Here is a 21521-nt window from a genome sequence, read left to right as displayed (position 1 = left end):
GGATTCGCGCCTTGCACGGTCAAACCGGACAGGAACGAGAAAGACCGCAAACGACCGACGTCGCCCGAGGAAAAAACTGGATTGTGCTCAATGTGGAGCCGATTGCCTGCGCTTTCAAGGTAAACGTCCTACATCCCTCGAAGTCTTTGACGATGCCAATCGACTAACGGTCGAAAAATAATCGGAAAAACTTACGGTAAAAGCCGAATCGTCTGTCGCCAGCCATCGCAGATGGCCTCTATACTAGCTCCCCGTTTGTGCACCGCTCTAGTGCATTCGGCTGGAGCGCGACACGTCCCTCCACACTCCATTCAGAGCCGCCGCAAAAATGAGCCTGTTCTCCGCTGTCGAAATGGCACCACGCGATCCAATCCTGGGCCTCAACGAAGCATTCAACGCCGATACCCGTACCAATAAGGTCAACCTGGGGGTCGGTGTTTACTGCAACGAGGAGGGGCGAATTCCACTCCTGCGCGCCGTTGTCGAAGCCGAGACGATTCGCGTCGCTCAACACGCTTCCCGTGGCTACTTGCCCATCGACGGTATTGCCGCCTACGACCAGGCCGTGCAAAAACTGCTGTTCGGCAATGACTCGCCGCTGATCGCTTCCGGCCGCGTGCTCACCACTCAAGCCGTTGGCGGAACCGGCGCACTGAAAATCGGTGCCGACTTCCTCAAGCAACTGCTGCCGAACGCCGTCGTGGCGATCAGCGATCCGAGCTGGGAAAACCACCGGGCACTGTTCGAAACCGCCGGTTTCCCGGTGCAGAACTATCGCTACTACGACGCCGCGACCCACGACGTTAACCGCGCCGGCCTGCTGGAAGACCTGAACGCCCTGCCGAACGGCTCGATCGTTGTGTTGCACGCCTGCTGCCACAACCCGACCGGCGTCGACCTGAGCCCGGCGGACTGGAACAACGTGCTGGAAGTCGTGAAAGCCAAAGGTCACGTGCCGTTCCTCGACATGGCCTACCAGGGCTTTGGCGATGGCATCGACGAAGACGCCGCAGCCGTGCGCCTGTTCGCCGAATCGGGCCTGACCTTCTTCGTCTCCAGCTCGTTCTCCAAATCGTTCTCGCTGTACGGCGAGCGCGTGGGCGCCCTGTCGATCGTCAGCGAATCGAAAGAAGAAAGCGCGCGCGTGCTGTCGCAAGTCAAACGCGTGATCCGTACCAACTACTCCAACCCGCCGACCCACGGTGCCAGCATCGTCGCTGCCGTGCTGAACAGCCCGGAACTGCGCGCCCAGTGGGAAGAAGAACTGGCCGAAATGCGCCTGCGGATTCGCGGCATGCGCATCCAGATGGTTGAGGCGCTGGCGAAACAGGCACCGCAGCGCGACTTCAGCTTTGTCGGTCGTCAGCGCGGCATGTTCTCCTACTCCGGCCTGACGGTTGAGCAAGTGACCCGTCTGCGCAGCGAGTTCGGCATCTACGCCCTGGACACCGGCCGCATCTGCGTGGCTGCGCTGAACCAGAGCAACATTGATGCGGTGACCAAGGCCATCGTTCAAGTGATCTGAGTCTCGCGCAGTACGAAAAACGGGAAGCCGATGGGCTTCCCGTTTTTTATTTGTCGCAGATAAGTGTCAAAGCGCTATCCGTGCCCTCTAAACTCCACACAGATCAACTGTGGGAGCGGGCTTGCTCGCGAAGGGGGCATCTCAGGCAACAACGATGTCGACTGATATGCCCTCTTCGCGAGCAAGCCCGCTCCCACAGGGTTTTGTGTACACCTGAATCTACGAGAACCCACATGAAAAACGATGACCTACGCGCTGACCGGGACGAACTGGACCATTTCGCGCCCCGCACCACCCCGACCAAACGCGGCAACAACCTGGTGCTGCAAGTGGCGGCCGGTGTGTTTCTCGGCGGCCTGGCCCTGTGGCTGGTACAGCTTGGCGCCACAATGCTGTATGCCAAGCTGATGCTCGGCACCTTCACCTTCGGCGGTTAAGCCAGTTCGGTTGCGCGCTGACTGGCGGCATCGTCAAAAGCCACGTAAAGCGATTCGGCCACCTGGCTTTTGATGGCCTTGGCGCTTTCCAGGCCAAGAACGAAGCCTTCAGCCTTGCCACCGGCGCGGTTCAATTCGTCGGCGGTGCTGGCCTGAGTGATGGCGTCGAACAGTTTCTCGGCGTGAGGGCCGACACCCTTGGGCAGGCTGATCTGGGCGATGCTCATGCGAACACCCCGTTGTTATGCGATGTAAATGCTGGATGATTCATGGCGCGTACCTTTTCGGCGAATGGCCGGCAGCGCGTGTCACCACTTCCGGGCGGCTATGGTAGACCTCTGCTACGGTTCTGGTAACCGCCAATGAGCGTTAAAACACTCTTAGCGCCAGAGAATCAGCCAAGATGCTAATCGACGCTTGACTTCTCTTTTTGAATCAGTAACATACACGCCATTCCGCGATAGCTCAGTTGGTAGAGCAAGTGACTGTTAATCACTGGGTCCCTGGTTCGAGTCCAGGTCGTGGAGCCAGACAGAAGTACCGAAAAGCCCCTGAATCGAAAGGTTCAGGGGCTTTTTTGTGGGCGCATTAAAAGCCAAAAGATCGCAGCCTTCGGCAGCTCCTACACAGGATTCGCATTCACCTGTGGGCGCCGCCGAAGGCTGCGATCTTTTGATCTACAGCCCTTTTAGCGAACGACTAACGTCAAACATGCTCCCCACTTTTCGCATGCGCTGCCCGCGGCTCGGCATGTCCATGTTCCGCCTCGATCACCGGGATTTCCTTGCCGTCGCAGTCATGCAGTTTGCCTTCGCTGAAGTAATCCCCTTCGCGCAATGCCGCCAGGTCCTGGTAGCGCAGGACGCGTTCGGTGCCGGCGGCGAACACGGACTGCTGGTCCGAGTTGCCGGTGGTGAAGTGGTTGAAGGTCAGGTTCAGGACGATGGCCATGATCGCCGAGGAGCTGATGCCCGAATGGAAGATGGTGGCGAACCAGCTCGGGAAGTGGTCGTAGAAGTTCGGTGCGGCGATGGGGATCATGCCGAAGCCGATGGAGGTGGCAACGATGATCAGGTTGACGTTGTTGCGGTAGTCGACCTTGGACAGCGTACGAATGCCGCTGGCGGCCACGGTGCCGAACAGCACGATGCCGGCGCCGCCGAGCACCGATGTCGGCACCGCCGCGATGACCCGGCCCATGAAGGGCAGCAGGCCGAGGATCACCAGGAACACACCGCCGGTGGCGACCACGAAGCGGCTTTTTATCCCGGTCACCGCCACCAGCCCGACGTTCTGGGCGAAAGCACTTTGGGTGAAGGAACCGAAGATCGGCGCGATCATGCTCGACAGCATGTCAGCCCGCAGGCCATTGCCCAGACGCTTGGAATCGACTTTGGTGCCGATGATCTCGCCCACCGCCAGGATGTCGGCCGAGGTTTCCACCAGGGTCACCATGATCACGATGCACATCGACAGGATCGCCGCAAAGTGAAAGGTCGGCATGCCAAAGTGGAACGGGGTCGGGAAGCCGAACATCGGGCCTTGGGTGACGGACGAGAAGTCCGCCATGCCGAGGAACACCGCGATCACCGTGCCGATGACCATGGCCAGCAGGATCGACAAACGGGAGATGGTTGCGCTGCCAATCTTGCTCAACAGCAGCACCAGCACCAGGGTCACGGCTGCCAGGCCGATATTGGCCATGCTGCCGAAGTCCGGGGCATGGCTGTTGCCGCCCATGGCCCAGCGTGCCGCGACCGGCATTAGCGTCAGGCCGATGGTGGTAATCACGATGCCCGTGACCAGCGGCGGGAAGAATTTGGTTATTCGCGAAAACACCGGAGTGATCAGCAAGCCGATCAGTGACGCGGCGATCACCGCGCCCAGGATCGACTGGAAGCCGCCCTCCCCGCCACTGCTGACAATCGCCACCATGGTCGCGACGCCAGAGAACGACACGCCCTGCACCAGCGGCAACTGACAACCGAAAAACGGTAGACCGAGGGTTTGCAGCAGCGTCGCCAGCCCCCCCGCAAACAATGAAGCAGCAATCAACAAACCGATGTCCGCCGGCGAGAGCCCGGCCGCCTGGCCGATGATCAAGGGCACCGCGACGATGCCGCCGTACATGGTCAGAACGTGTTGCAGGCCGTAAGCCATATTCGCGCCGATCCCGAGATTTTCGTCCTCGGGCCGTTGGTGTGAAACATGGGGCGTTTTCATGGTTGGGGGGTTCCCTGGTTTTTGTTATGCGCACACTGTATGCAAGACTCAGGACAAATGTCCATAGAGTTGTATACAACTAACTAGTCAGATTATGGACATCTGTTCATCCTGACCGTCGCACCGCGGGTCCAATCGCTCTAAAACCTTGAAATACATCCATCCCGGCCTACCTCCCTTCTCCCGCTAATCTTTTTTCTTCATGGCGACCGCCGGCACGGATGCCCTCTTTTTTATACATATAAAGTATGCATAATGAAGCCATTCGAAATTCAGTACGACAAAGCAAAAAACGCAGCCAACAAACTCAAGCATCAAGGTGTCAGCCTTGCAGAAACCGAGCCAGTGTTCGATGACGAGCGAGCCCTGACCTTGCAGGACGGCGATCACGAGGAACAGCGCTGGATCACCATGGGGCAAGACGCTAAAGGAAGAGTGCTGGTGGTGGCCTACACCTGGCGCGATCCGAATTTCGTTCGAATCATTTCCGCACGCGCCGCTACAAAAAACGAACGGCGCCAGTGCAGGGAGGCATGACCATGAAAGACGAGTACGACTTCACCCACGCCAAACGCGGGGCGGTTGCCTCTGGCAAAGGCAAGACGCGGATTACCATCATGCTCGATGATGCCGTGATCGAGGCGGCTCGCGGGGTTGCGCAGAACGAGGGGTTTGGTTATCAGACGGTGATCAACAACACCTTGCGACAAGGCCTGCTCCACGATAGAGGGCACCCTGCGAAGGCAGACCAACAAAGTGCAACGGCTCATCTCAAAAAAGGGGTGACGGCGACCGATCTGAAAATCCTTGAGAAAAAACTCGCGGACGCGCTCAGCGAACTGCATCGGGTGATGGAGCCGGATGTTCGGCCCTAGTCAGCGGCACTGCTCACCGGGCAAAAAAAGGGCAGATTGATCAAATCTGCCCTTTTTTCAAGCGCCTGCCAGCGAGCTAGGCAACGACGATCAAGCGTTGGAGAGTGTGCGTCAGACCTTCGTGCGCTGGCACGCGGATATCGAATTCGCTTTCCAGCAAGCCGATCAATTCATGCACATCCGTCACTTGGCGCCGTTCACTTTCCTCGCCGATCCGGTGAATGGCAAAACTGCCGTTATTGAGGGTCCGCCGCCACCCTTGCCCCGTACGCGCCACCATCAGTTGTTTGACGAAAGACGATTCCGGGTGGGTCGAGACATACCAGTTGCCCAAAGTGAAATCGATGTCTTCCTGGCGCTGTAAATCGAAGATGTACATTGCGCGCCATTCATCGCCGACCTTGGCTCGCAGGGTGTAGCCATCGGCATGGTGCTCAATGCGATAAGGTTCGTGAGGCGTCGATTGTTCGTCGCTCGTGTCGAGCAGCAACGGCGCGGTCGGCACCATACCGCCGAAGCCGACATCGGTGATGTAGCGCACGCCGTCCAGCATCACCAGACTCAAGCGATGGGTGCGGGCCGTCCACGCGCCTTCCGGCTGGCCCATCACGACGCGACCGCTGATGCCGCGAGCGACAAAACCCAGGTCTTGCAGCAAGGCCAGGAACAGGTTGTTCAGTTCATAGCAGTAACCCCCCCGGCCCTGATGCAGGACTTTGTGCTCCACGGACGCCAGATCGATGAGCACCGGCTCGCCCGACAACGTGGTGAGATTTTCGAACGCGAAGGCGCCGGTGTGGCGCAGTTGAAGTTGTTGCAAGGTTTCCAGCGTCGGTGCAGGGGGAGCGCTGAAACCCAGGCGCTGCAAATACAGATTCAGATTCTTGAGGCGTGGCTCGCTCATTGCTCAGTCCTTATGCGCGGGGCCGCGGATCGCTCCGCTGATGGCCGCCATATATAAGGGATAAAGCAGTTTGACCGACAATTGATTTCGCCAATCGGCGCCACGGAAAAATCAGCGGCGCTTGCGCGATCCCAAGCGGATCCAGGTTGGCGCATGGTCGCTGGCATGGGGCTCGTTACGCACCCAGGCATCGACGCCGGCCTCTTGCAGATACGGACTCAGCGCCGGGTTCAGCAAAAGATGATCAATGCGCAATCCGGAATTTTTCTGCCAGTGCTGGCGGAAATAATCCCAGAACGTATAGAGACGATCTTGCGGATAGAGATGCCGCAGGGAATCGGTCCAGCCCTGGTCCAGCAGGCGTTGATAACACTCGCGGCTCTGCGGTTGCAGCAGCGCGTCCTTGAGCCAGGAGCGCGGGTTGTAGATGTCGAGGTCGGTGGGCACCACGTTGTAGTCGCCCGCCAGCACTACCGGGTGATCGCTGGCCTGGAGGGCTTGCGCGTAACCGATCAGGCGTTCGAACCATGCCAGTTTGTAGTCGAACTTCGGCCCCGGCTGCGGGTTGCCGTTGGGCAGATAAAGGCAGCCGACCAGCACCCCGTGAACCGCCGCTTCCAGATAGCGGCTCTGGGTGTCGCTGTCGTCTCCGGGCAAGCCGCGACGACTCTCCAGCGGTTGCGCATCCCGAGCCAGGATCGCCACGCCGTTCCATGAGGACTGGCCCTGCCAGATTGCGCCGTAACCGGCGGCTTCCAGTTCGGCGGCGGGGAACGCGCTGTCGAGGGATTTGAGTTCCTGCAGACACACGATGTCGGGTTGTTCTCGCGCCAGCCAGGCCAGCAGATTCGGCAGTCGCGCCCGCAGGCCGTTGACGTTGAACGTCGCGATTCGCAAGTTTTTCATCGACCCATGCCCTTGGCTGCGAGGTGTTTAGTGTGTGACCTCGACCCGTTCCGGTGGTTGCGTCGGCGACGCAATGTACGGCGTAATACTGCGACCCAACGCCCTGCCCGATCTGCCGAGAATAGCCACGCCATGGAAACCACCCTCGAAGGCAACAGAATCATCCTGCGCCCCCTGCAATACACCGATGCCGACGCCCTGGTCCAGGCTGCCGAAGACGGTGAACTGTGGAACCTGACCGTCACCGTCGTGCCCTCCTCGTCCACCGTCGACAGCTACTTGAAAAGAGCCCTCGACGGCCGCGATGCCGGCACCGTCCTGCCGTTCGTCATCGTGCTCAAGGACACCGGCGAGGTCATTGGCTCGACACGGTTCTGGAAAGTCGACCGACTCAACCGCAAGCTTGAAATCGGCAGCAGCTGGATCAGCGCCCGCTGGCAGAAAACCTTCGTCAACACCGAAGCCAAATACCTGATGCTGCGCCACGCCTTCGAAGCGCTCGACTGCGTGCGGGTGCAATTCACCACCGACGAAAACAACCAGAAATCCCGCAACGCGATCCTCAGGCTGGGCGCGCAGCAAGAAGGCATCGTGCGCCACGAACGGATCATGCCCGACGGGCGCAAGCGCAACTCGGTGCGCTTCAGCATCATTGATGATGAGTGGCCGCAAGTCCGGCAGAACCTGGAAAACCAACTCTCCCGCTAACACCCCAAAATAGTGTGGGAGCGGGCTTGCTCGCGAAAGCAGTGTGTCATTCAACATTTAAGTCGGCTGATACGCCGCATTCGCGAGCAAGCCCGCTCCCACATTAGATCTTCACCAACGAAAAGGACGTCGTACCCATGCCCCTCCACTACCGCCTCGGCCAACCTGCAGATGCCCTGTGCATTAGCGGCCTCGCCACTCAAGTGTTCCTCGATACCTACGCAACCGATGGCATGCGTGCTGACCTCGCACAAGAAGCCCTCAGCGTTTATGCGCCCGACCGGTTTGAATCGCGCTTGAGCAACCCGGCCACCCTATTCGTGCTGGCCGAACGCGATGGCCATCTACAGGGTTTCGCCGAGATTGTCGCCAACGCCGAAGGGCCGATTCCCTGGTTATCCGCCGGAACCGAACTGGTTCGTCTGTACGTACAGCGCCATGCCCATCGGCAAGGGATCGGGCAAGCGTTGCTCCAGCAAGCCGAAGCGCTGACGCGGGAGAGCGGGAAACCTTTCCTATGGTTGTCAGCCTGGGTCGAAAATCATCGTGCCAGGGCGTTTTACCAGGCGCTGGGCTATGAAGAGGTGGGCGTGACTCAATACGAGTTCGGCGGTAACGCGTACGAGAACCGGTTGTTCCAGAAGCCACTCGGCTGAAACAACCATTCGTCATCCAATCGGCACCTACCGCGCCAGTTTCCAGACCAATATCAGGTAACGACTCAATTCTGGAGACGTACCATGATCACGCGCAAAATCACCTCGCTGCTGCTGGCAGGCTTGCTGTGCACCGCGTCCTTCGCCAGCTATGCCGCCAACGACGGTCCTGACGCCACCGGCACCAAATCGGGCGGCGTCAGCGGTTCGACCCTGCCACCCAACAGCACGCCCGGCGCGCCGTCAGGCGGAAAAGAAGGCAATAACGGCACGAACTCATCGGGCTCCGGCTCGGGGGTGAATGGCAGTAATGGCGGCACCAGTGGTTCTGGCGCAGGTGGCGGCACCGGTGCGGCCGGTGGCGGGACGGGCGGCGCGGGTGGTGGCACGGGCAGCTGAACGCGCAAAGGCAGCTTCTGATTTGCCGATTGAATCAGGCCTGCCTGTTCACCCTATCAACGATCCGAACGCATCAGTGCCTCGACACCACCCTCCATCGACAGCACCGCCGAACGGTTTCGGCCTGAATGTTTAGCCTGATACAAGGCCGCGTCCGCGCGCTGGATAAACACTTCGATGCTGTCCCGGCCAGTGGGCACAAATGCATAGCAACCCAGGCTGACCGTCACGTAGCCCGTGGGCGAGCCGCTGTGGGTGATGTTTTTGTCCATGACACTGCGGCGAATCTGCTCGGCAATCACCAACGCGCCGTGAATGTCGGTGTCCGGCAGCAGCACGGCGAACTCTTCGCCGCCGTAACGCACCGCCAGATCAGCCTTGCGGTGGCAGCAACTTTTCAGTGCCCGCGCCACTTCTGCCAGGCAATGATCCCCCGCCACATGGCCGTAGGTGTCGTTGTAACGCTTGAAGAAATCGATATCGAGCATCACCAGGCTCAACGGGCTTGCTTGCCGTGCGCCTCGACCGAACTCGACGTCCAGCGCCCGTTCGAACAAGCGCCGATTGGCCAGGCCGGTCAGGCTGTCGTGGGTCGCGATCAGCTCCAGGGCTTCCTGGGCGGCGCGCAGGTCCGCTTCGATTCGCCCACCGTCGCGCACCTGATGAATGAACACCCAACCGAACAGCCCCACACCAAGCACCACCAGCGCGACGATGACGCTGGACTGAAAAGCCGTGGCGTACCAATCCTTGAGAATCGCGTCCTTCGAGGAGGCCGCCGACACCACCAGCGGGTAGCTCTCCAACTGTCGGTAACCGTATAAACGAACCGTGCCGTCAACCACCGAGCCGATCATCGCATTGCCGGAATTGGCGTTGGGCAAGTGCTTCTGGAAAATCGTGCCCTGGGCCACGGACGTACCAATCTGCGATTCCACAAATGGCCGCCGCGCCAGCAACGTGCCGTTGGTGAGCGCCAAAAACATCGCCCCATGTTCATCAATGCTGAAGCTTTTGAAGAACTGATCGAAGTACGCCATTTTGATCCCGGCCAGCAACACGCCCTGGAAATTGCCGTCCTTGTCGTTGACGCGTTTGGTCACCGGAATGATCCATTCGCCGTTCTCGCGGCTGCGAATCGCCGGGCCGATGTGCGCCAGGGACGAGACGTTTTGCTGGTGGAACTTAAAGTACTCACGGTCCATCACCCCCGAGCCCCGGGGCAAATCCTGGAACGAGGTCACGACCCACTGGCCCTGTTTGTCGAAGAGGAAAATCCCGTGCAACTGATGCAGGGCCTGCACCCGCCGGACGAAGGTGTTGTGCAAACGTGGCAACTGCGCCGCCTCGTAACCGTCGACCTGAATCCAGTCCGCCAGGCTGGTGAGCACCAGATCGGCCTTCATGAAGGCATCTTCGGCCTGCTGCGCCATGGCCCGGGTCAGGTTCGATGACGCCACTTCGGCCAGGGCCAGGTCATGACGGCGCGATTGCTCCAGTTGCAAATACAGCAAACCGCACAGACACAGGCACACCGCCCCAATAAAAAACGCCGCGGCCTTGAGCAGCGGCAAGCGTTTAAGCGCGCCAGGGGCGTGGTGCGAGTCGTGAATGGGGATAGGCAAAGGTGTTTCCTGGAGGGCACGGCGAGGGCAAAGGCCCAAAGCCCTTATATTTTGTGAGCTTAGTCTACGGGGTGGTGCGGGGCCAATGGGAAAACCTTCTCTGCTAGGATCAAAGGCCTCAGGACCTGTCCCGCAGGTTTACCCATGGAGGAAAACATGAGTGCTCAGTCTCACCCGGTGGCCATCAATACCGCCGTTTTCGATCTCGGCAATGTACTTATCCGCTGGAACCCCAGAAACCTTTACAAAAAATTGTTCGGTGACGACGTCGAGGCGATGGAAACCTTCCTGACGGAGGTCTGCCACACCGCCTGGAACGAACAACAGGATCGGGGCCGGAGCTGGCAGGAAGCGATCGAGGAAGCCATCGCCCGGCATCCGGATCAGGAAGCATTGATCCGCGCCTACCGCGAACGCTGGGAAGAAACGCTCGACGGCGCCATTGAAGACACGGTGGCCATCCTCGATGAACTGCACGCCAATGGCATCCGGCTACTGGCGCTGACCAACTGGTCCGCCGAAACCTTCCCGATAGCCCTTGAGCGTTTTGAGTTCTTGCAGCGTTTCGAAGGGATTCTGGTGTCGGGAGCCGAAGGCGTGATCAAGCCTTCGCCGGAGATTTTCCAGCTGCTGGCGTCACGTTATGACGTTGATATGAGTCGGGCGGTGTTCATTGATGATCACCTGCCGAATATTGAAGGGGCGCAGCGGGTGGGACTTCACGGAATTCAGTTCTTCAATGCGGCGCAATTGCGCGGGGATTTGGTGGCGCTGGGGTTGCCGGTTCAAGCAGGCTGAGATTGGGGATACCGCATTCGCGAGCAAGCCCGCTCCCACAGGGGGCCTGTGGCGTTCACAAATTCCCTGTGGGAGCGGGCTTGCTCGCGAAGAAGCCCTCCCAGTCGCTGAAAATCTGAAAATCTAAAGCGCCAACCGCCGCATCGCACTGCGCAAATGCGCCCGGGCACTCTCCGCATCCCCGAGGCGCATCTGCTCATAAGCCCGCTGGGCAATGTCATGGGGCACAGGCTTGAGTTCACGCTGGGTCGCCATCGCCAGCAACTGCACCTGCGCCGCACGCTCCAGGTAATACAAATCGTCCCAGGTCTCGGCGATGGTCGGCCCGCACACCATCACGCCGTGATTCTTCAGAAACAGAATGTCGGCATCCCCTAACACGCTGGCAATCCGGTCGCCTTCCGACTCACCGAGGGCCAAACCGTTGTAATCCTCATCCACCGCCGTGCGCCCGTAAAACTTCAACGCCGTTTGCCCCAGCCACAACAATGGCGGGCCTTGCAGCAGGCACAGCGCGGTGGCGTTGGGCATGTGGGTGTGGAACGCCACCCGCACCCTTGGCATTTGCTTATGCAGCCGGGCATGGATGTAGAACGCCGTTGCTTCCGGTTGCCCTTCACCGTCCACGACATTGCCTTGAAAGTCGCAGACCAGCAGATGCTCGGCGCTGATCTCGGCAAACGCATAGCCATAAGGATTTACAAAAAACAGGTCATCGCGCCCCGGCACCATGGCCGAGAAGTGGTTGCAGATGCCCTCCTCCAGACCGTGCAGCGCCGCCAGTTGAAAACACGCCGCCAGTTCCGCGCGGGCGATGACGGCGTCTTCCGCATCCAGATTCAGATCGGCATAACGCGCCGGACGGGAACTGCCTGCAAGGGTGTGTGCCATAGCGATGACTCCGTGAGTTACCAGCCAAGGGATGTGAACAGCGGCACCACTTGATCCAGGGTGCTGAGGATCGCATCGGGTCGATAGTCCGGCAGCAATTGCCGACCGGTGCCGCGATCGATCCAGACGCAACGAAACTGCATGTCCCGGGCGGCGGTGTGGTCGAGCATCGGGCTCGCGCAAATATGCACCACTTGCTCACGCCCCACGCCCAGTTGCGCATGAGCGTAGTCAAACAGCCGTGGATTGGGCTTGTAGGCGCCGGCCTGTTGCGCGGTGATCACCCGGTCGATGTGCCCGCCGAGTTGCGCGACGTTGCCGGCAATGATGTCGTCATCGGTGTTAGACACGATGCACAACTTGAAGCCCATGGCTTTCAGCCGCGCAAGGGTCTCAATCACCTCCGGAAACGGTGGCATCCGTGGAATCGCCCCGGCCAGGCGCTGACTGTCTTCAGGAAGACTCCTCAGGCCCAGCTCTTCCAGGGCGAGTTGCAATCCGAGGGTGCTCAATTGGCGAAACGAGCGGTGCGGCGGGGTCTGCTCCAGTTGATGTTCGTGGCGGTCGTACACCGCGATGAGCTGATCGACATTGATCAAGTGATCGCCCTTGTCCTGCAAAATCTCGGCGGCCACGGCTTTCAGGCCCTCATCCCATTGGATCAAGGTGCCGTAGCAATCGAAGGTCAGCCATTCGGGGCGCGGGGTGTGCTGGAGTGTCATGAGCCTGTCCTCTGAGATGAGAGCTTCAGCTTATGAGTGCTTGGTGATAGTGTGAAATTAAATCCATGCCGCTATCTCAGTTGAAAATCGAATATCAAGGAGACTGCCATGCTCGACCTCGAACTGCTCAAGAGCTTCGTCTGCGTGGTCGACGAAGGTAGTTTCACCCGCGCCGCCGAGCGCGTGCACCGTACTCAGTCCACTGTCAGCCAACAACTGCGCAAACTGGAAGAGCTGATCGGCCACCCGCTGTTGATTCGCGACCGCACCGGGCAAAACGTCTGCGTCACCGAACACGGCGAACGGCTGATCGGTTATGCCCGACGTTTGCTGGCGCTGTCCTCGGAAGCGGTGCAGGCCCTGGCCAGCGACGTCGATCTGGAGATCCTGCGCCTCGGCGTCCCGGAAGACTTCGACGCCCGACGCATGGCCGTGCTCCTCGCCGGCTTCAACCAGGCTAAACCCCAGGCGCGCCTGGAAACCATCAGCGGCATGAGCCTCGACCTCAAGCAGAAACTCGATGCCGGCGACATCGACATCGCCCTGATCAAACGCGAACCCGACAGCGGACCGTGCTGGGCGTCCTGGCCGGAAGTACTGGTGTGGGTGAAAGGTGCCGGGGTGGATTCGGCCAATGGTGTGTTGCCGTTGGCGCTGTTTCCCCAGGGCTGCATCTATCGCCAGCGAGCCACCCGATTGCTGGATGTGGCCCAACGGCCCTGGCGTGTGGCGTTCGGCAGCCATAGCCTGACCGGGATTCAAGCAGCGGTGGCTTCGGGGTTGGGGATATCGGTGCTGCCGGAGTCGGCGGTGTTGCCGGAGCATACCGTGTGTACGGATTTGCCTGAACTGCCGGCGTCGGAATTGGCGCTGGTGAGTCGTGAAGGCACGTTGACCGGGATGCAGCGGGCGTTGGTGGAGTTTTTGAAGGGGGCGTTAAGTGAGGAGGCGCGGGGGTGAAGATCGCGCCTCCGGGTTTTGTCAGTTGGATTTCGGTTTGTTGATTTCGCGTAGGAGGTCGGTAGTGGGGATGTACAGGGTGTTTGAGTAGTAAGGCTTATAGCCGTAGGCGGTGATGAGAACTTTGCAGGGGATGCTTGCCTTGTCACCCAAGATCACCTTTAACTCATTGGAAGTCAGGTCTCTACGCAGTCCGCCATCGCTGCTGTACTCACTCAACAAGGTGCTGGTTACGTATCTAAACGTCCCATCTGTTTTTGTATGTCCGCCACCTCTGATCGAGCCATAGGCTGCAAGTCGGATATTGTGCTTTATCGAAAATTCTTGATCATCTCCCAATGCACACACCAACATTGCCGCCGCATAACCTACGCCTTCCCCGCGATCAAATAAATCAAGAAGATCAATGTCCGAGTCATAACTAATATCATAAATAGAAAGATCGTTTCTATCGACCGACAAGTACCTCAAGTCGGCCGGCGGCTTGACAGGGTCCTTTGCGCAGCCAGAACAAATAAGAATGAGCAACAAAACAAACGACTTCTTCATATCAGGAAAACTCTTTCATTATCGACTCAAACAACAAATCGCTGGCTGACTTCCCGGCTGAAATTTTGCTAGTAAACAAGCGCGGAGCATTCGCATGGTTAGCATCAACATTGGCATTAATAGAAGGCCCACACGTAATCAGCCATTTTTCTCCAAAGTCAGCGACTCCATCGCTCGCCGGTTGTCGCGTTCACCAGTTTCAGTTTGTCGGTGAAGTTGACCGGCATCCGCAACAGCCCGGTGAATGGAGCAGTGGCTAAAGCTCCTTGCAGGCTTTTCTGGCAATCCTTTGAAGCGCGCAAGGATGAGGGATATGGCGGATTTGATCAAATGCCGGGTTCACGGGCCGACCGCCACAATCCTGTGGGAGCGGGCTTGCTCGCGAATGCAGTAGCACATCCAACAAAGCTGTTGCCTGACACACCGCCTTCGCGAGCAAGCCCGCTCCCACAGTTTTAGTGCTTTATCCGAGCAATTTAGCGCGACGACGGAACCCGGATATCCCCGTCACGACACGACGTCTTCACGCCTTTGCCGCACGCGCCGAACCCCAAGTCCTTGCCCATGCAAACCCGCACTTCCGATAATTCGGGACCACTACAGACCACCGCGATACCGTCCGCCGCAATCCCGGGGTTGTTCTCGCGAAACAGTTCGGCGATTTTCTTCGCCGGGAAGTAGTGCGTGCCGCTCAAGGGTTGCAGTTGCTCCGGGATTTTCACCGCGCCGACCGCTTTGTCCGCCGCATCCAGATACCCCTTCGCGCCGAGACCGCTGCAGGTGCCGTGCTTGGCCCATTCGTGCTCAAGCAACTTCGGGGTCGGGAACAACGTCAGCCCTTGGGTGCGTTCGGCAGGCGAAAGCGCCACCATCGGCGGACACGACTCCGGCCAGCCGCCCTTGGCGTATTGCGGCCAAAGACCATGCAGGACAAAGCCATAGCCTTTGCCGGAACATTGCGCGTCATCTTTGTGAGTCAGGCAAAAGGTTGGCGACCAGGACAGCGTCAACAGGTAGTAATCGAATACCCCCGCCACCGATTCGACCGGGGCCTTGCCTTGCTGGGATTGCCGGGCGCTGCTCAGGCCGATGTGGCCGAAGGTGATCGCGAGAATTGCGATGGCTGTGTAAAGCTTTTTCATATACCCACTCCTTGGGGATAGTGCCTGGCCGGATATCGGCCAGGGGATGTTTTTGTCACGCTTGTGTTGCAAGCGCATGACGCAGGGCAAAACGTGCATTACCTTGAAAGAGCTACGATCACACTTACATCAGGACAGGGAATCGACATGAGTAAGGCAGACGAGCTCGCCGCAAAACTGCGAGAAACCCGGCACACCGACGTCGACGCGAACACCGCCAGCGATCAGGCGATCGACAGTTGGCCGGGCCAAGTGTACGGGATGTATCACCAGATCGAAGCCTGGCTCAAGCCGCTGCTCGAAGCGGGCCTGAGCATCCGACGCAACCCCACCCATGTGTTCGAGCGCCACCCGAACGGCGCGACCTACGCATACGCCATCGACCAATTGGTGATCGAAGGCAACCACCACAGCATCACCTTCGTACCCATCGTGCGCTTCACCGCCGATGGCGAAGGCCGGGTCGAGATTCAGCTCAAGGGCAAGGAGATTCCGTTGCTGCGCACCGTAAGCGAACACGGCGAAACGCAGTGGTGGCTGCAGTCCATCGAACAATCCGGGCAACAGCCGGATGCGGTGGCGCTGACCGAGGTGAATTGGCTGTCGGTGGTGCAGGAAGGGCTGGATCTCTAAACCCAACACTTTCCCATTGTGGGAGCGGGCTTGCTCGCGAATGCGGCGTTACATTCAACACATTTGTTGACTGGCACCCCGCATTCGCGAGCAAGCCCGCTCCCACATTGGATCAGGGGCGCTCCCGCTTATTGGCTCACCACAATCTTCCCGATCATCTGCGGATGCAGCGCGCAGAAATACTCGAACTCCCCCGGCGTGTTGAACACGTAGGAAAAAGTGTCATTGGTATCCAGTGCCCCCGAGCGAAACACCTTGTGGGTTTCCGCCACGGTGTGCGGGATCTGGTCATCGTTGACCCACGTCACTTTGGTGCCCACGGCCACGGTCATGTCCTTGGGACCGAACATGAATTCCTTGATATCGATTTTCACCTCCTGCGCCCACACCGGCATCGACAGCATCAGGCACAGCACAGCCAACAATCGCGTTTTCATCAAAGCCCCCTCCCCTAAACCAATGTCGAATCGATCAGCGCCAACGGATGATCGCCCTGGGTCGCTCGCACATCGGTGAGCCCCAGGTAATTGCGCAGTTGATCCGCCGCCACCGTCATCGGCCCCGGCGATGGCGCCGCACCCGGCGCGGGTTGTGGATAAGCCGTGCCACGGGCGGTGTGGAAGGTGATGTTGCCCTCGACCTTCTGGATCACCTGATGGATATGCCCGTTCAACACCGTCACCGAGCCGTACTTGCGCAACATGGCAATCGCCTGGTCACCATCCTCGGTGCCCCAGCCCCAGGGCTGATAAATCGTCCACAACGGAATATGGGTGAACACCACAATCGGCGTGCTGGTGCTCACGGCGCGCAAGTCGTCCGCCAGCCAGGCCAGTTGATCGGCGCCGAGATTAGCTTCCCGGCCGGCCTGGAAATTGAAGACATTCACCAGCGCAATGAAATGCACGCCGTGGTCATCGAAGCTGTACCAGCCGTTGCCTTTGGTGCCCTTGCCGTAGCGCTCCAGGTAGAGCTTGCCGCCGCCCTCGTCGAGGGTGTCGTGCTCGCCGGGCACGTAATGAATCGTCGACGGCAAGCCCTTGAGCAATTGCGCGGCGGTGTCGAACTCTTCGGCTTTGGAAAGGTGGGTGATGTCGCCGGTGTGCAGGATCAGCGATGGCCGTTTTGGCAGGGCGATAACCTTGTCGATGGCCACCTGTAAGGTCTTCACCGGCTCCGGGTTGGCCTCCTTGTTGAAGCCGATGTGCGAGTCGCTGATCTGCACAAAATGGAAGGTGCTGGCCAAGGCCTTGGGGTCGCTGACGTTGCCGGAACTGTCCAGCGCGAACGCCCGGGGAATGCCGCCGCTCAGAGCCCAGAGCACGCCGGCCCCGGCCCATGCCGAACACTTGAGCAGCGTTCGGCGGTCGACGCTCAGTGAACCGTCGGTGCGGCGTTGATGTTTTGCTTGAATGTCCATCGGTATGCCCTCGCTGGCGGACTACAGTGATGTAGCTGACAGGAGATACAACCGGGTAGGACGAATCTTTATTCCGCGTCGAAAAATATATTTTTTCCCGGGAATAAAACACCGCGCATCACAGTTATAGGGGTGGGACGGTGCGGGAAACACTATGAAGCGATTTGAGGAACTGTTTGCGCCCCACATGGACGCGGGCTACAACCTCGCGCGCTGGCTCACCGGCAACGACAGCGCCGCGCGCGATGTCGTGCAGGAAAGTGCGCTGCGGGCCTTTCGGTTTTTGCATCGTTTCGCCGACGGCAACCCCAAGGCCTGGTTCCTGACCATCGTGCGTAACGAAAGCTACACCTGGCTCAAGGCTGCGGCCGGGCATCGTTGGGTCGCTATCGGCGACGAACTCCCCGACGACGACCCGGTGCTGAGCCACAGCCAAACCCCGGAACTGCTGGCCATTCACACCGAAAACGGATTGCTGATGCAGCAAGCCCTGAGCGCCCTGCCGCCAGCGTTTCGCGAGGTCATTATTCTGAAGGAGCTCGAAGACATGCCCTACAAGGACATCGCCCTGGTGGTCGACATTCCTATCGGCACCGTCATGTCGAGACTGGCCCGCGCCCGGACGCTGCTCAAACTCGAACTGTTGAAGTTGCACAGCCATGAATGACCTCGACTGCACGGCTTGCCAGACGCTGATTCATGGCTACCTGGACAAGGAACTCGACCCAGCGATGACGGCGACTGTGACCGGGCATCTGGCCGGGTGTGGGGAGTGCTCGCGGTTGCTGGATGAAGCGCGGTTGCTGGCGGTCAGCGTGAAGCGGCATGCACCGTATTACGCGGCGCCGGCGTCATTGATGGCCAGCGTATTTCCCCCTGTTGCGCCCAGAGTCAGTGTGGTCGAACGCTGGAGAAAATGGTTCGCCCCGGCCTTTTCAGCGGCTGCGCTGGCCTTGGCGGTGGTGCTTTTCGTGGCGACGCCGGGCAGTGAACAACCGTTGATCGACGAAGCGGTTTCAAGCCATGTCCGATCGTTGATGGGCGAACATTTGAACGATGTGGTGTCGTCTGACCGCCACACGGTCAAGCCCTGGTTTACCGGCAAACTGGACTTCTCGCCACCGGTGTTCGATTACGCGGCGCAGGGGTTTCCGCTATTGGGTGGGCGGTTGGATTATCTGCAGCATCAGACCACGGCGGCGCTGACGTATGGGCGGGCGAAACACGTCATCAACGTGTTTATCCTGCCGACAAGCGACGCGGATAAACCGCCGCAAACGCGGTCGATACGAGGTTTTAATGTGGTGTCGTGGGAAGAGAATCACATGCGGTTTGTGATGGTTTCGGATGTGGAGAAAGGTGAGTTGGAGATGCTTGGGCAGTTACTCAGGAATGGCGCCTGAAGCAATCAAACATGCCCCTGTAGGAGCTGCCGAAGGCTGCGATCTTTTGATCTTGCTTTTAATCTTCATGGGTATTGAAAAGATCAAGATCAAAAGATCGCAGCCTTCGGCAGCTCCTACAAGGGAGTCAGAGCCTGCCCTGCCCCACCGCCGCCTGCAAATCCAGCGCCGGCAACTTCGTCGGCAGATTCAGTGCCTTCAAAACCGGATCATCGTAACCATACACATCCGGTTTAAACGCCACCCGCCCATTACTGCCCATGTCCACCGTCCAATACGCCAGTAGCACCGGCACTTTCACCGGCAGGCGAATGTTTTCGGTTTTGCCATTGGCCAGTTGCTTCTGAATCCCGGCGCTGTTCCAGCGCACCGGGTCGTTAAACAGCAACTCCACCAACTGCAACGGATTCTCCACTCGGATACAGCCCGAACTGGTGGCGCGGACGTTCTTCGCGAACAGGTCACGGTGCGGGGTGTCGTGCAGGTAAATCGCATAGTCATTCGGGAAGCGGATGACCACCTGGCCCAGGGAGTTTTCCGGCCCGGCGTCCTGACGCAAGGTGATACCTCGCGGGTTGCTCCAGTCGATGGTCGATGGATCCAGCAAATTGCCTTCCCGATCCAGCGGACGGATGCGGTTGGCGCTGAGGTAATTCGGGTTGCTCAGGATTTTCGGCAACACATCTTCTTTCAGAATCGTCGGCGGCACGGTCCAGGTCGGGTTGAACGTGACGTAGGTAATCTCGGCCTGAAAGATCGGCGTACTGCGAAACGGTTTACCCACCTGCACCCGCGAGCGCCAGACCGGCAGGCCATCGCGATACAGCGCCACTTTGTAACCGGCGATATCGACAATGACGAACGTGCCCTGCAGTTTATAAAGCAGCCAACGGGCCCGCTCCATGTTGACCCGCACCTGATCGATGCGCGCCTGCACGGGTACGTTCAATGCCGCAAGGGTTGTCGCCCCGGCCACACCGTCCGCACCCAGGTATTGCTCGGTTTGATACTTCTTCACAGCAGCGATTACAGCATCGTCGTAATCATTGTTCTTGCTGTGCTTCGAATCCAGATAACCACCCGCCGCCAAACGCGCACGCAACTGCGCCACAGCAGGGCCATCCATCCCCGGTTTGAGCGACTCCCCGGCAGCCACTTTCGGCCAACCGCCCCGGTCGCGAATGGCGCGCAACTGCGCCAAGGCTTGACGCAAACCGACATACACCGCCTCTTGCGGTGGCGCCTGGGCAAAGGCGCGGGCGACGTCATGGGTGTCCAGCGCGGTGAAGAAGTTCTCCACGTCATCCCGGGGATCGGCGCCGGTAATGTCGAAATTCCAGTGCATGTCCAACCGCGCCGGATCGACCTTGCCCCGACGCAATTGCAGCAATGCCGTCAGGTATGTGCGGGTAGCCGCAAGATCGAAGGCGGCTTGCTGGGCGGGGGTCGGCGATGAGTTCTGCATCGACGCCTGGGCCATGGCCAGAGCATCACCACGAAAATCCGTCGGTTCCAGACCATCGATTTGCGTGTCGTTGAGGCTTTTCAACAACTGGGTGACATCATCCGGATTGGTCCAGGCCGCGCGGAACTGGCGATGGGTATAGAAATCCAGGACCACGCGATTAACGTCGATACGCTGATGGCGCGGGCGAGTTTGCAGCGGTGGGAACGCCGAGATCATCGGTTCCAGCACCGAATGAATTTCCTGAGCGACGTTATCGTCGGGTATTGCTTCAATCATGCTGATCGACGGAGTTTCCTCCGCAATCGGCGAAGTTTCAGCGAAGGCGGTGCCGCTGATCAGAAAGCCCATAAAAAAGACATGGCTTATGACGAATAACCTTGATAGTTGCCTCATGGATAATCCTTAATCTCGTGCGTTCAGCACTTGTCGTTTGCCCTGCTAAACTCGAAATAACTTAATGAGACATCTCTATGGCGCTAAACCGCTTTGGCTTTTTATGCTCGGCCCTGCTGCTGACGGTAACCTCATTACCCGTAGCCTACGCCGATTCGCTCGCCGCCGCCCTCGCCAAAGCGGCCCCCGGTGCTAACGCCAAAGTCATTGGCCTGGCCGTACGCGCCACGCAATGCAGCATCGCCCAAGGCACGGCCCCTGTGCAAAGGCTCGCCGTCATCGATTACTCCCTGCCTTCGACCGAACAACGCCTGTGGGTGTTCGATTTGAAGAAACGCAAACTGCTATTCCACGAACTCGTCGCCCACGGCCGCAACAGCGGCGAAAACATGGCCGTCAACTTCTCCAACCAAAACGAAAGCTTCGCCACCAGCCTTGGCTTATACCGCACCCAGTCCAGTTATGTCGGGCAAAACGGATACTCGTTGCGCATGGAAGGGTTGGAACCTGGGTTTAATGACAACGCGTTTGACCGGGCGATCGTGATTCACGGCGCACCGTATGTCAGCCCCAAATTGGCGAAGATCAATGGAAGAATCGGTCGTAGCTTGGGATGCCCGGCGGTAAGGCCGGCAATTGCGCATCGGTTGATTGATTCGATGAAGGATGGGCAGTTGTTGTTTTCTTATTACCCGGATCAGCGCTGGTTGAAGACGTCTTCGTTTGTTAATTGTGGGAGTGGGACGATGGCGGATGTGGGTGGGGTGAAGGCTACGCGTTGAGTGGGTGGGCCAGAAGTGTACCGAACGATCGGACGGTGGGCAGAATCAAGTAAAAGAACGATACTCCGCGCTGCTGCACAACCTACTAACTAAGGCAGTAAG

25 protein-coding genes and 1 tRNA gene are annotated in these 21521 nt (G+C 59.0%); 14 read left to right on the top strand and 12 right to left on the bottom strand.

Annotated elements, in window-relative coordinates; all coding sequences use genetic code 11:
• Positions 1–328: 328 nt before the first annotated feature.
• Both BK665_RS05310 and BK665_RS05300 read left to right on the top strand, forming a co-directional pair.
• Positions 329–1525, top strand: coding sequence for an amino acid aminotransferase (locus BK665_RS05310; protein WP_123403547.1), 1197 nt, complete (start codon positions 329–331; stop codon positions 1523–1525).
• 233 nt (positions 1526–1758) lie between these two features.
• Positions 1759–1962 (top strand): hypothetical protein, encoded by a 204-nt coding sequence (locus BK665_RS05300; protein ID WP_123403545.1) that lies wholly within the window; start codon positions 1759–1761, stop codon positions 1960–1962.
• Here the strand turns inward: BK665_RS05300 and BK665_RS05295 are convergent.
• Positions 1959–2189, bottom strand: coding sequence for a hypothetical protein (locus BK665_RS05295; protein WP_123403543.1), 231 nt, complete (start codon positions 2187–2189; stop codon positions 1959–1961). The two genes, BK665_RS05300 and BK665_RS05295, sit on opposite strands and share 4 nt — an antisense overlap.
• Before the next feature lie 227 nt (positions 2190–2416).
• Between BK665_RS05295 and BK665_RS05290 the strand changes: the two genes are divergently transcribed.
• Positions 2417–2492, top strand: a tRNA-Asn gene (locus tag BK665_RS05290).
• 175 nt (positions 2493–2667) lie between these two features.
• Here BK665_RS05290 and BK665_RS05285 read toward each other — a convergent pair.
• On the bottom strand, positions 2668–4185 hold the full coding sequence (locus BK665_RS05285; RefSeq protein ID WP_123403541.1) for a nucleobase:cation symporter-2 family protein: 1518 nt from the start codon (positions 4183–4185) through the stop codon (positions 2668–2670).
• Positions 4186–4440: 255 nt separating this feature from the next.
• Between BK665_RS05285 and BK665_RS05280 the strand changes: the two genes are divergently transcribed.
• Positions 4441–4722: a BrnT family toxin gene (locus BK665_RS05280; protein WP_123403540.1), complete on the top strand. Its 282-nt coding sequence runs from the start codon at positions 4441–4443 to the stop codon at positions 4720–4722.
• 2 nt (positions 4723–4724) lie between these two features.
• A complete protein-coding gene (locus tag BK665_RS05275; RefSeq protein ID WP_123403537.1) occupies positions 4725–5060 on the top strand; it encodes a BrnA antitoxin family protein in 336 nt (111 codons plus the stop codon).
• A gap of 76 nt (positions 5061–5136) precedes the next feature.
• Here the strand turns inward: BK665_RS05275 and BK665_RS05270 are convergent, their stop codons facing one another.
• Positions 5137–5964, bottom strand: coding sequence for an arylamine N-acetyltransferase family protein (locus BK665_RS05270; RefSeq protein WP_123403536.1), 828 nt, complete (start codon positions 5962–5964; stop codon positions 5137–5139).
• A gap of 111 nt (positions 5965–6075) precedes the next feature.
• A complete protein-coding gene (xth, locus tag BK665_RS05265; protein ID WP_123403534.1) occupies positions 6076–6870 on the bottom strand; it encodes an exodeoxyribonuclease III in 795 nt (264 codons plus the stop codon).
• Positions 6871–7002: 132 nt separating this feature from the next.
• On the opposite strand from xth, the gene BK665_RS05260 reads away from it, so the two are divergent.
• From BK665_RS05260 to BK665_RS05250, 3 genes are all read left to right on the top strand, one after another.
• Positions 7003–7578 carry a GNAT family N-acetyltransferase gene (locus BK665_RS05260; RefSeq protein WP_123403532.1) on the top strand — a complete coding sequence of 192 codons (576 nt, stop codon included), beginning with the start codon at positions 7003–7005 and terminating at the stop codon, positions 7576–7578.
• A gap of 137 nt (positions 7579–7715) precedes the next feature.
• A complete protein-coding gene (locus BK665_RS05255; RefSeq protein ID WP_123403530.1) occupies positions 7716–8234 on the top strand; it encodes a GNAT family N-acetyltransferase in 519 nt (172 codons plus the stop codon).
• A gap of 84 nt (positions 8235–8318) precedes the next feature.
• On the top strand, positions 8319–8633 hold the full coding sequence (locus BK665_RS05250; RefSeq protein ID WP_123403528.1) for a hypothetical protein: 315 nt from the start codon (positions 8319–8321) through the stop codon (positions 8631–8633).
• Positions 8634–8689: 56 nt separating this feature from the next.
• Here BK665_RS05250 and BK665_RS05245 read toward each other — a convergent pair whose 3' ends face one another.
• The gene (locus tag BK665_RS05245; protein ID WP_123403526.1) at positions 8690–10258 is read right to left on the bottom strand and encodes a sensor domain-containing diguanylate cyclase; all 1569 of its coding nucleotides are present in this window, start codon (positions 10256–10258) and stop codon (positions 8690–8692) included.
• Between the two features lie 144 nt (positions 10259–10402).
• On the opposite strand from BK665_RS05245, the gene BK665_RS05240 reads away from it, so the two are divergent.
• Positions 10403–11056, top strand: coding sequence for an HAD family hydrolase (locus BK665_RS05240; RefSeq protein ID WP_259699574.1), 654 nt, complete (start codon positions 10403–10405; stop codon positions 11054–11056).
• A gap of 123 nt (positions 11057–11179) precedes the next feature.
• Here the strand turns inward: BK665_RS05240 and BK665_RS05230 are convergent, their stop codons facing one another.
• Both BK665_RS05230 and BK665_RS05225 read right to left on the bottom strand, forming a co-directional pair.
• Positions 11180–11947: an aldolase gene (locus BK665_RS05230; RefSeq protein WP_123403520.1), complete on the bottom strand. Its 768-nt coding sequence runs from the start codon at positions 11945–11947 to the stop codon at positions 11180–11182.
• 17 nt (positions 11948–11964) lie between these two features.
• Positions 11965–12669, bottom strand: coding sequence for a haloacid dehalogenase type II (locus tag BK665_RS05225; RefSeq protein WP_123403518.1), 705 nt, complete (start codon positions 12667–12669; stop codon positions 11965–11967).
• A 108-nt stretch (positions 12670–12777) separates the two neighbouring features.
• Here BK665_RS05225 and BK665_RS05220 point away from each other — a divergent pair, with 108 nt between their 5' ends.
• Positions 12778–13629, top strand: coding sequence for a LysR substrate-binding domain-containing protein (locus BK665_RS05220; protein WP_123403516.1), 852 nt, complete (start codon positions 12778–12780; stop codon positions 13627–13629).
• Between the two features lie 21 nt (positions 13630–13650).
• Here the strand turns inward: BK665_RS05220 and BK665_RS05215 are convergent, their stop codons facing one another.
• Both BK665_RS05215 and BK665_RS05205 read right to left on the bottom strand, forming a co-directional pair.
• A complete protein-coding gene (locus tag BK665_RS05215) occupies positions 13651–14178 on the bottom strand; it encodes a hypothetical protein (protein WP_123403514.1) in 528 nt (175 codons plus the stop codon).
• Between the two features lie 476 nt (positions 14179–14654).
• The gene (locus BK665_RS05205) at positions 14655–15320 is read right to left on the bottom strand and encodes a ribonuclease T2 family protein (RefSeq protein ID WP_123403511.1); all 666 of its coding nucleotides are present in this window, start codon (positions 15318–15320) and stop codon (positions 14655–14657) included.
• Between the two features lie 147 nt (positions 15321–15467).
• Here BK665_RS05205 and BK665_RS05200 point away from each other — a divergent pair, with 147 nt between their 5' ends.
• Positions 15468–15953 carry a hypothetical protein gene (locus BK665_RS05200; RefSeq protein WP_123403509.1) on the top strand — a complete coding sequence of 162 codons (486 nt, stop codon included), beginning with the start codon at positions 15468–15470 and terminating at the stop codon, positions 15951–15953.
• A gap of 128 nt (positions 15954–16081) precedes the next feature.
• Here the strand turns inward: BK665_RS05200 and BK665_RS05190 are convergent, their stop codons facing one another.
• Together BK665_RS05190 and BK665_RS05185 are read right to left on the bottom strand one after the other, a co-directional pair.
• A complete protein-coding gene (locus tag BK665_RS05190) occupies positions 16082–16390 on the bottom strand; it encodes a cupredoxin domain-containing protein (protein WP_123403507.1) in 309 nt (102 codons plus the stop codon).
• A 14-nt stretch (positions 16391–16404) separates the two neighbouring features.
• On the bottom strand, positions 16405–17373 hold the full coding sequence (locus BK665_RS05185) for a metallophosphoesterase family protein (protein WP_123403505.1): 969 nt from the start codon (positions 17371–17373) through the stop codon (positions 16405–16407).
• Between the two features lie 154 nt (positions 17374–17527).
• Between BK665_RS05185 and BK665_RS05180 the strand changes: the two genes are divergently transcribed.
• Positions 17528–18040, top strand: coding sequence for a sigma-70 family RNA polymerase sigma factor (locus BK665_RS05180; RefSeq protein WP_123403503.1), 513 nt, complete (start codon positions 17528–17530; stop codon positions 18038–18040).
• Positions 18033–18776: an anti-sigma factor family protein gene (locus BK665_RS05175; RefSeq protein ID WP_123403501.1), complete on the top strand. Its 744-nt coding sequence runs from the start codon at positions 18033–18035 to the stop codon at positions 18774–18776. The genes BK665_RS05180 and BK665_RS05175 overlap by 8 nt, the downstream gene beginning before the upstream one ends.
• A 127-nt stretch (positions 18777–18903) precedes the next feature.
• Here BK665_RS05175 and BK665_RS05170 read toward each other — a convergent pair whose 3' ends face one another.
• The gene (locus BK665_RS05170; protein ID WP_123403499.1) at positions 18904–20637 is read right to left on the bottom strand and encodes a L,D-transpeptidase family protein; all 1734 of its coding nucleotides are present in this window, start codon (positions 20635–20637) and stop codon (positions 18904–18906) included.
• Between the two features lie 77 nt (positions 20638–20714).
• Between BK665_RS05170 and BK665_RS05165 the strand changes: the two genes are divergently transcribed.
• Positions 20715–21419, top strand: a complete 705-nt coding sequence (locus BK665_RS05165) for a murein L,D-transpeptidase catalytic domain family protein (RefSeq protein ID WP_123403497.1) — start codon at positions 20715–20717, stop codon at positions 21417–21419.
• Positions 21420–21521: the final 102 nt, after the last annotated feature.

This window comes from Pseudomonas frederiksbergensis (genome assembly GCF_003732665.1).
Taxonomy (GTDB): Bacteria; Pseudomonadota; Gammaproteobacteria; order Pseudomonadales; family Pseudomonadaceae; genus Aquipseudomonas; species Aquipseudomonas frederiksbergensis_G.
Note: the sequence above shows the minus strand (reverse complement) of the source record. Positions and strands in the feature narration are given on the sequence as shown.

Excerpts from the sequence above, each read along its gene's own strand:
- BK665_RS05215 (WP_123403514.1), bottom strand. The coding sequence starts at position 14,178 with ATGAAGAAGTCGTTTGTTTTGTTGCTCATTCTTATTTGTTCTGGCTGC.
- BK665_RS05300 (WP_123403545.1), top strand. The coding sequence starts at position 1,759 with ATGAAAAACGATGACCTACGCGCTGACCGGGACGAACTGGACCATTTC.
- BK665_RS05220 (WP_123403516.1), top strand. The coding sequence starts at position 12,778 with ATGCTCGACCTCGAACTGCTCAAGAGCTTCGTCTGCGTGGTCGACGAA.
- BK665_RS05255 (WP_123403530.1), top strand. The coding sequence starts at position 7,716 with ATGCCCCTCCACTACCGCCTCGGCCAACCTGCAGATGCCCTGTGCATT.
- BK665_RS05165 (WP_123403497.1), top strand. The coding sequence starts at position 20,715 with ATGGCGCTAAACCGCTTTGGCTTTTTATGCTCGGCCCTGCTGCTGACG.
- BK665_RS05270 (WP_123403536.1), bottom strand. The coding sequence starts at position 5,964 with ATGAGCGAGCCACGCCTCAAGAATCTGAATCTGTATTTGCAGCGCCTG.
- BK665_RS05275 (WP_123403537.1), top strand. The coding sequence starts at position 4,725 with ATGAAAGACGAGTACGACTTCACCCACGCCAAACGCGGGGCGGTTGCC.
- BK665_RS05200 (WP_123403509.1), top strand. The coding sequence starts at position 15,468 with ATGAGTAAGGCAGACGAGCTCGCCGCAAAACTGCGAGAAACCCGGCAC.
- BK665_RS05310 (WP_123403547.1), top strand. The coding sequence starts at position 329 with ATGAGCCTGTTCTCCGCTGTCGAAATGGCACCACGCGATCCAATCCTG.
- BK665_RS05170 (WP_123403499.1), bottom strand. The coding sequence starts at position 20,637 with ATGAGGCAACTATCAAGGTTATTCGTCATAAGCCATGTCTTTTTTATG.
- BK665_RS05180 (WP_123403503.1), top strand. The coding sequence starts at position 17,528 with ATGAAGCGATTTGAGGAACTGTTTGCGCCCCACATGGACGCGGGCTAC.
- BK665_RS05225 (WP_123403518.1), bottom strand. The coding sequence starts at position 12,669 with ATGACACTCCAGCACACCCCGCGCCCCGAATGGCTGACCTTCGATTGC.
- BK665_RS05190 (WP_123403507.1), bottom strand. The coding sequence starts at position 16,390 with ATGAAAACGCGATTGTTGGCTGTGCTGTGCCTGATGCTGTCGATGCCG.
- BK665_RS05260 (WP_123403532.1), top strand. The coding sequence starts at position 7,003 with ATGGAAACCACCCTCGAAGGCAACAGAATCATCCTGCGCCCCCTGCAA.
- BK665_RS05230 (WP_123403520.1), bottom strand. The coding sequence starts at position 11,947 with ATGGCACACACCCTTGCAGGCAGTTCCCGTCCGGCGCGTTATGCCGAT.
- BK665_RS05250 (WP_123403528.1), top strand. The coding sequence starts at position 8,319 with ATGATCACGCGCAAAATCACCTCGCTGCTGCTGGCAGGCTTGCTGTGC.
- BK665_RS05205 (WP_123403511.1), bottom strand. The coding sequence starts at position 15,320 with ATGAAAAAGCTTTACACAGCCATCGCAATTCTCGCGATCACCTTCGGC.
- BK665_RS05280 (WP_123403540.1), top strand. The coding sequence starts at position 4,441 with ATGAAGCCATTCGAAATTCAGTACGACAAAGCAAAAAACGCAGCCAAC.
- xth (WP_123403534.1), bottom strand. The coding sequence starts at position 6,870 with ATGAAAAACTTGCGAATCGCGACGTTCAACGTCAACGGCCTGCGGGCG.
- BK665_RS05285 (WP_123403541.1), bottom strand. The coding sequence starts at position 4,185 with ATGAAAACGCCCCATGTTTCACACCAACGGCCCGAGGACGAAAATCTC.
- BK665_RS05240 (WP_259699574.1), top strand. The coding sequence starts at position 10,403 with ATGGAGGAAAACATGAGTGCTCAGTCTCACCCGGTGGCCATCAATACC.
- BK665_RS05175 (WP_123403501.1), top strand. The coding sequence starts at position 18,033 with ATGAATGACCTCGACTGCACGGCTTGCCAGACGCTGATTCATGGCTAC.
- BK665_RS05295 (WP_123403543.1), bottom strand. The coding sequence starts at position 2,189 with ATGAGCATCGCCCAGATCAGCCTGCCCAAGGGTGTCGGCCCTCACGCC.
- BK665_RS05185 (WP_123403505.1), bottom strand. The coding sequence starts at position 17,373 with ATGGACATTCAAGCAAAACATCAACGCCGCACCGACGGTTCACTGAGC.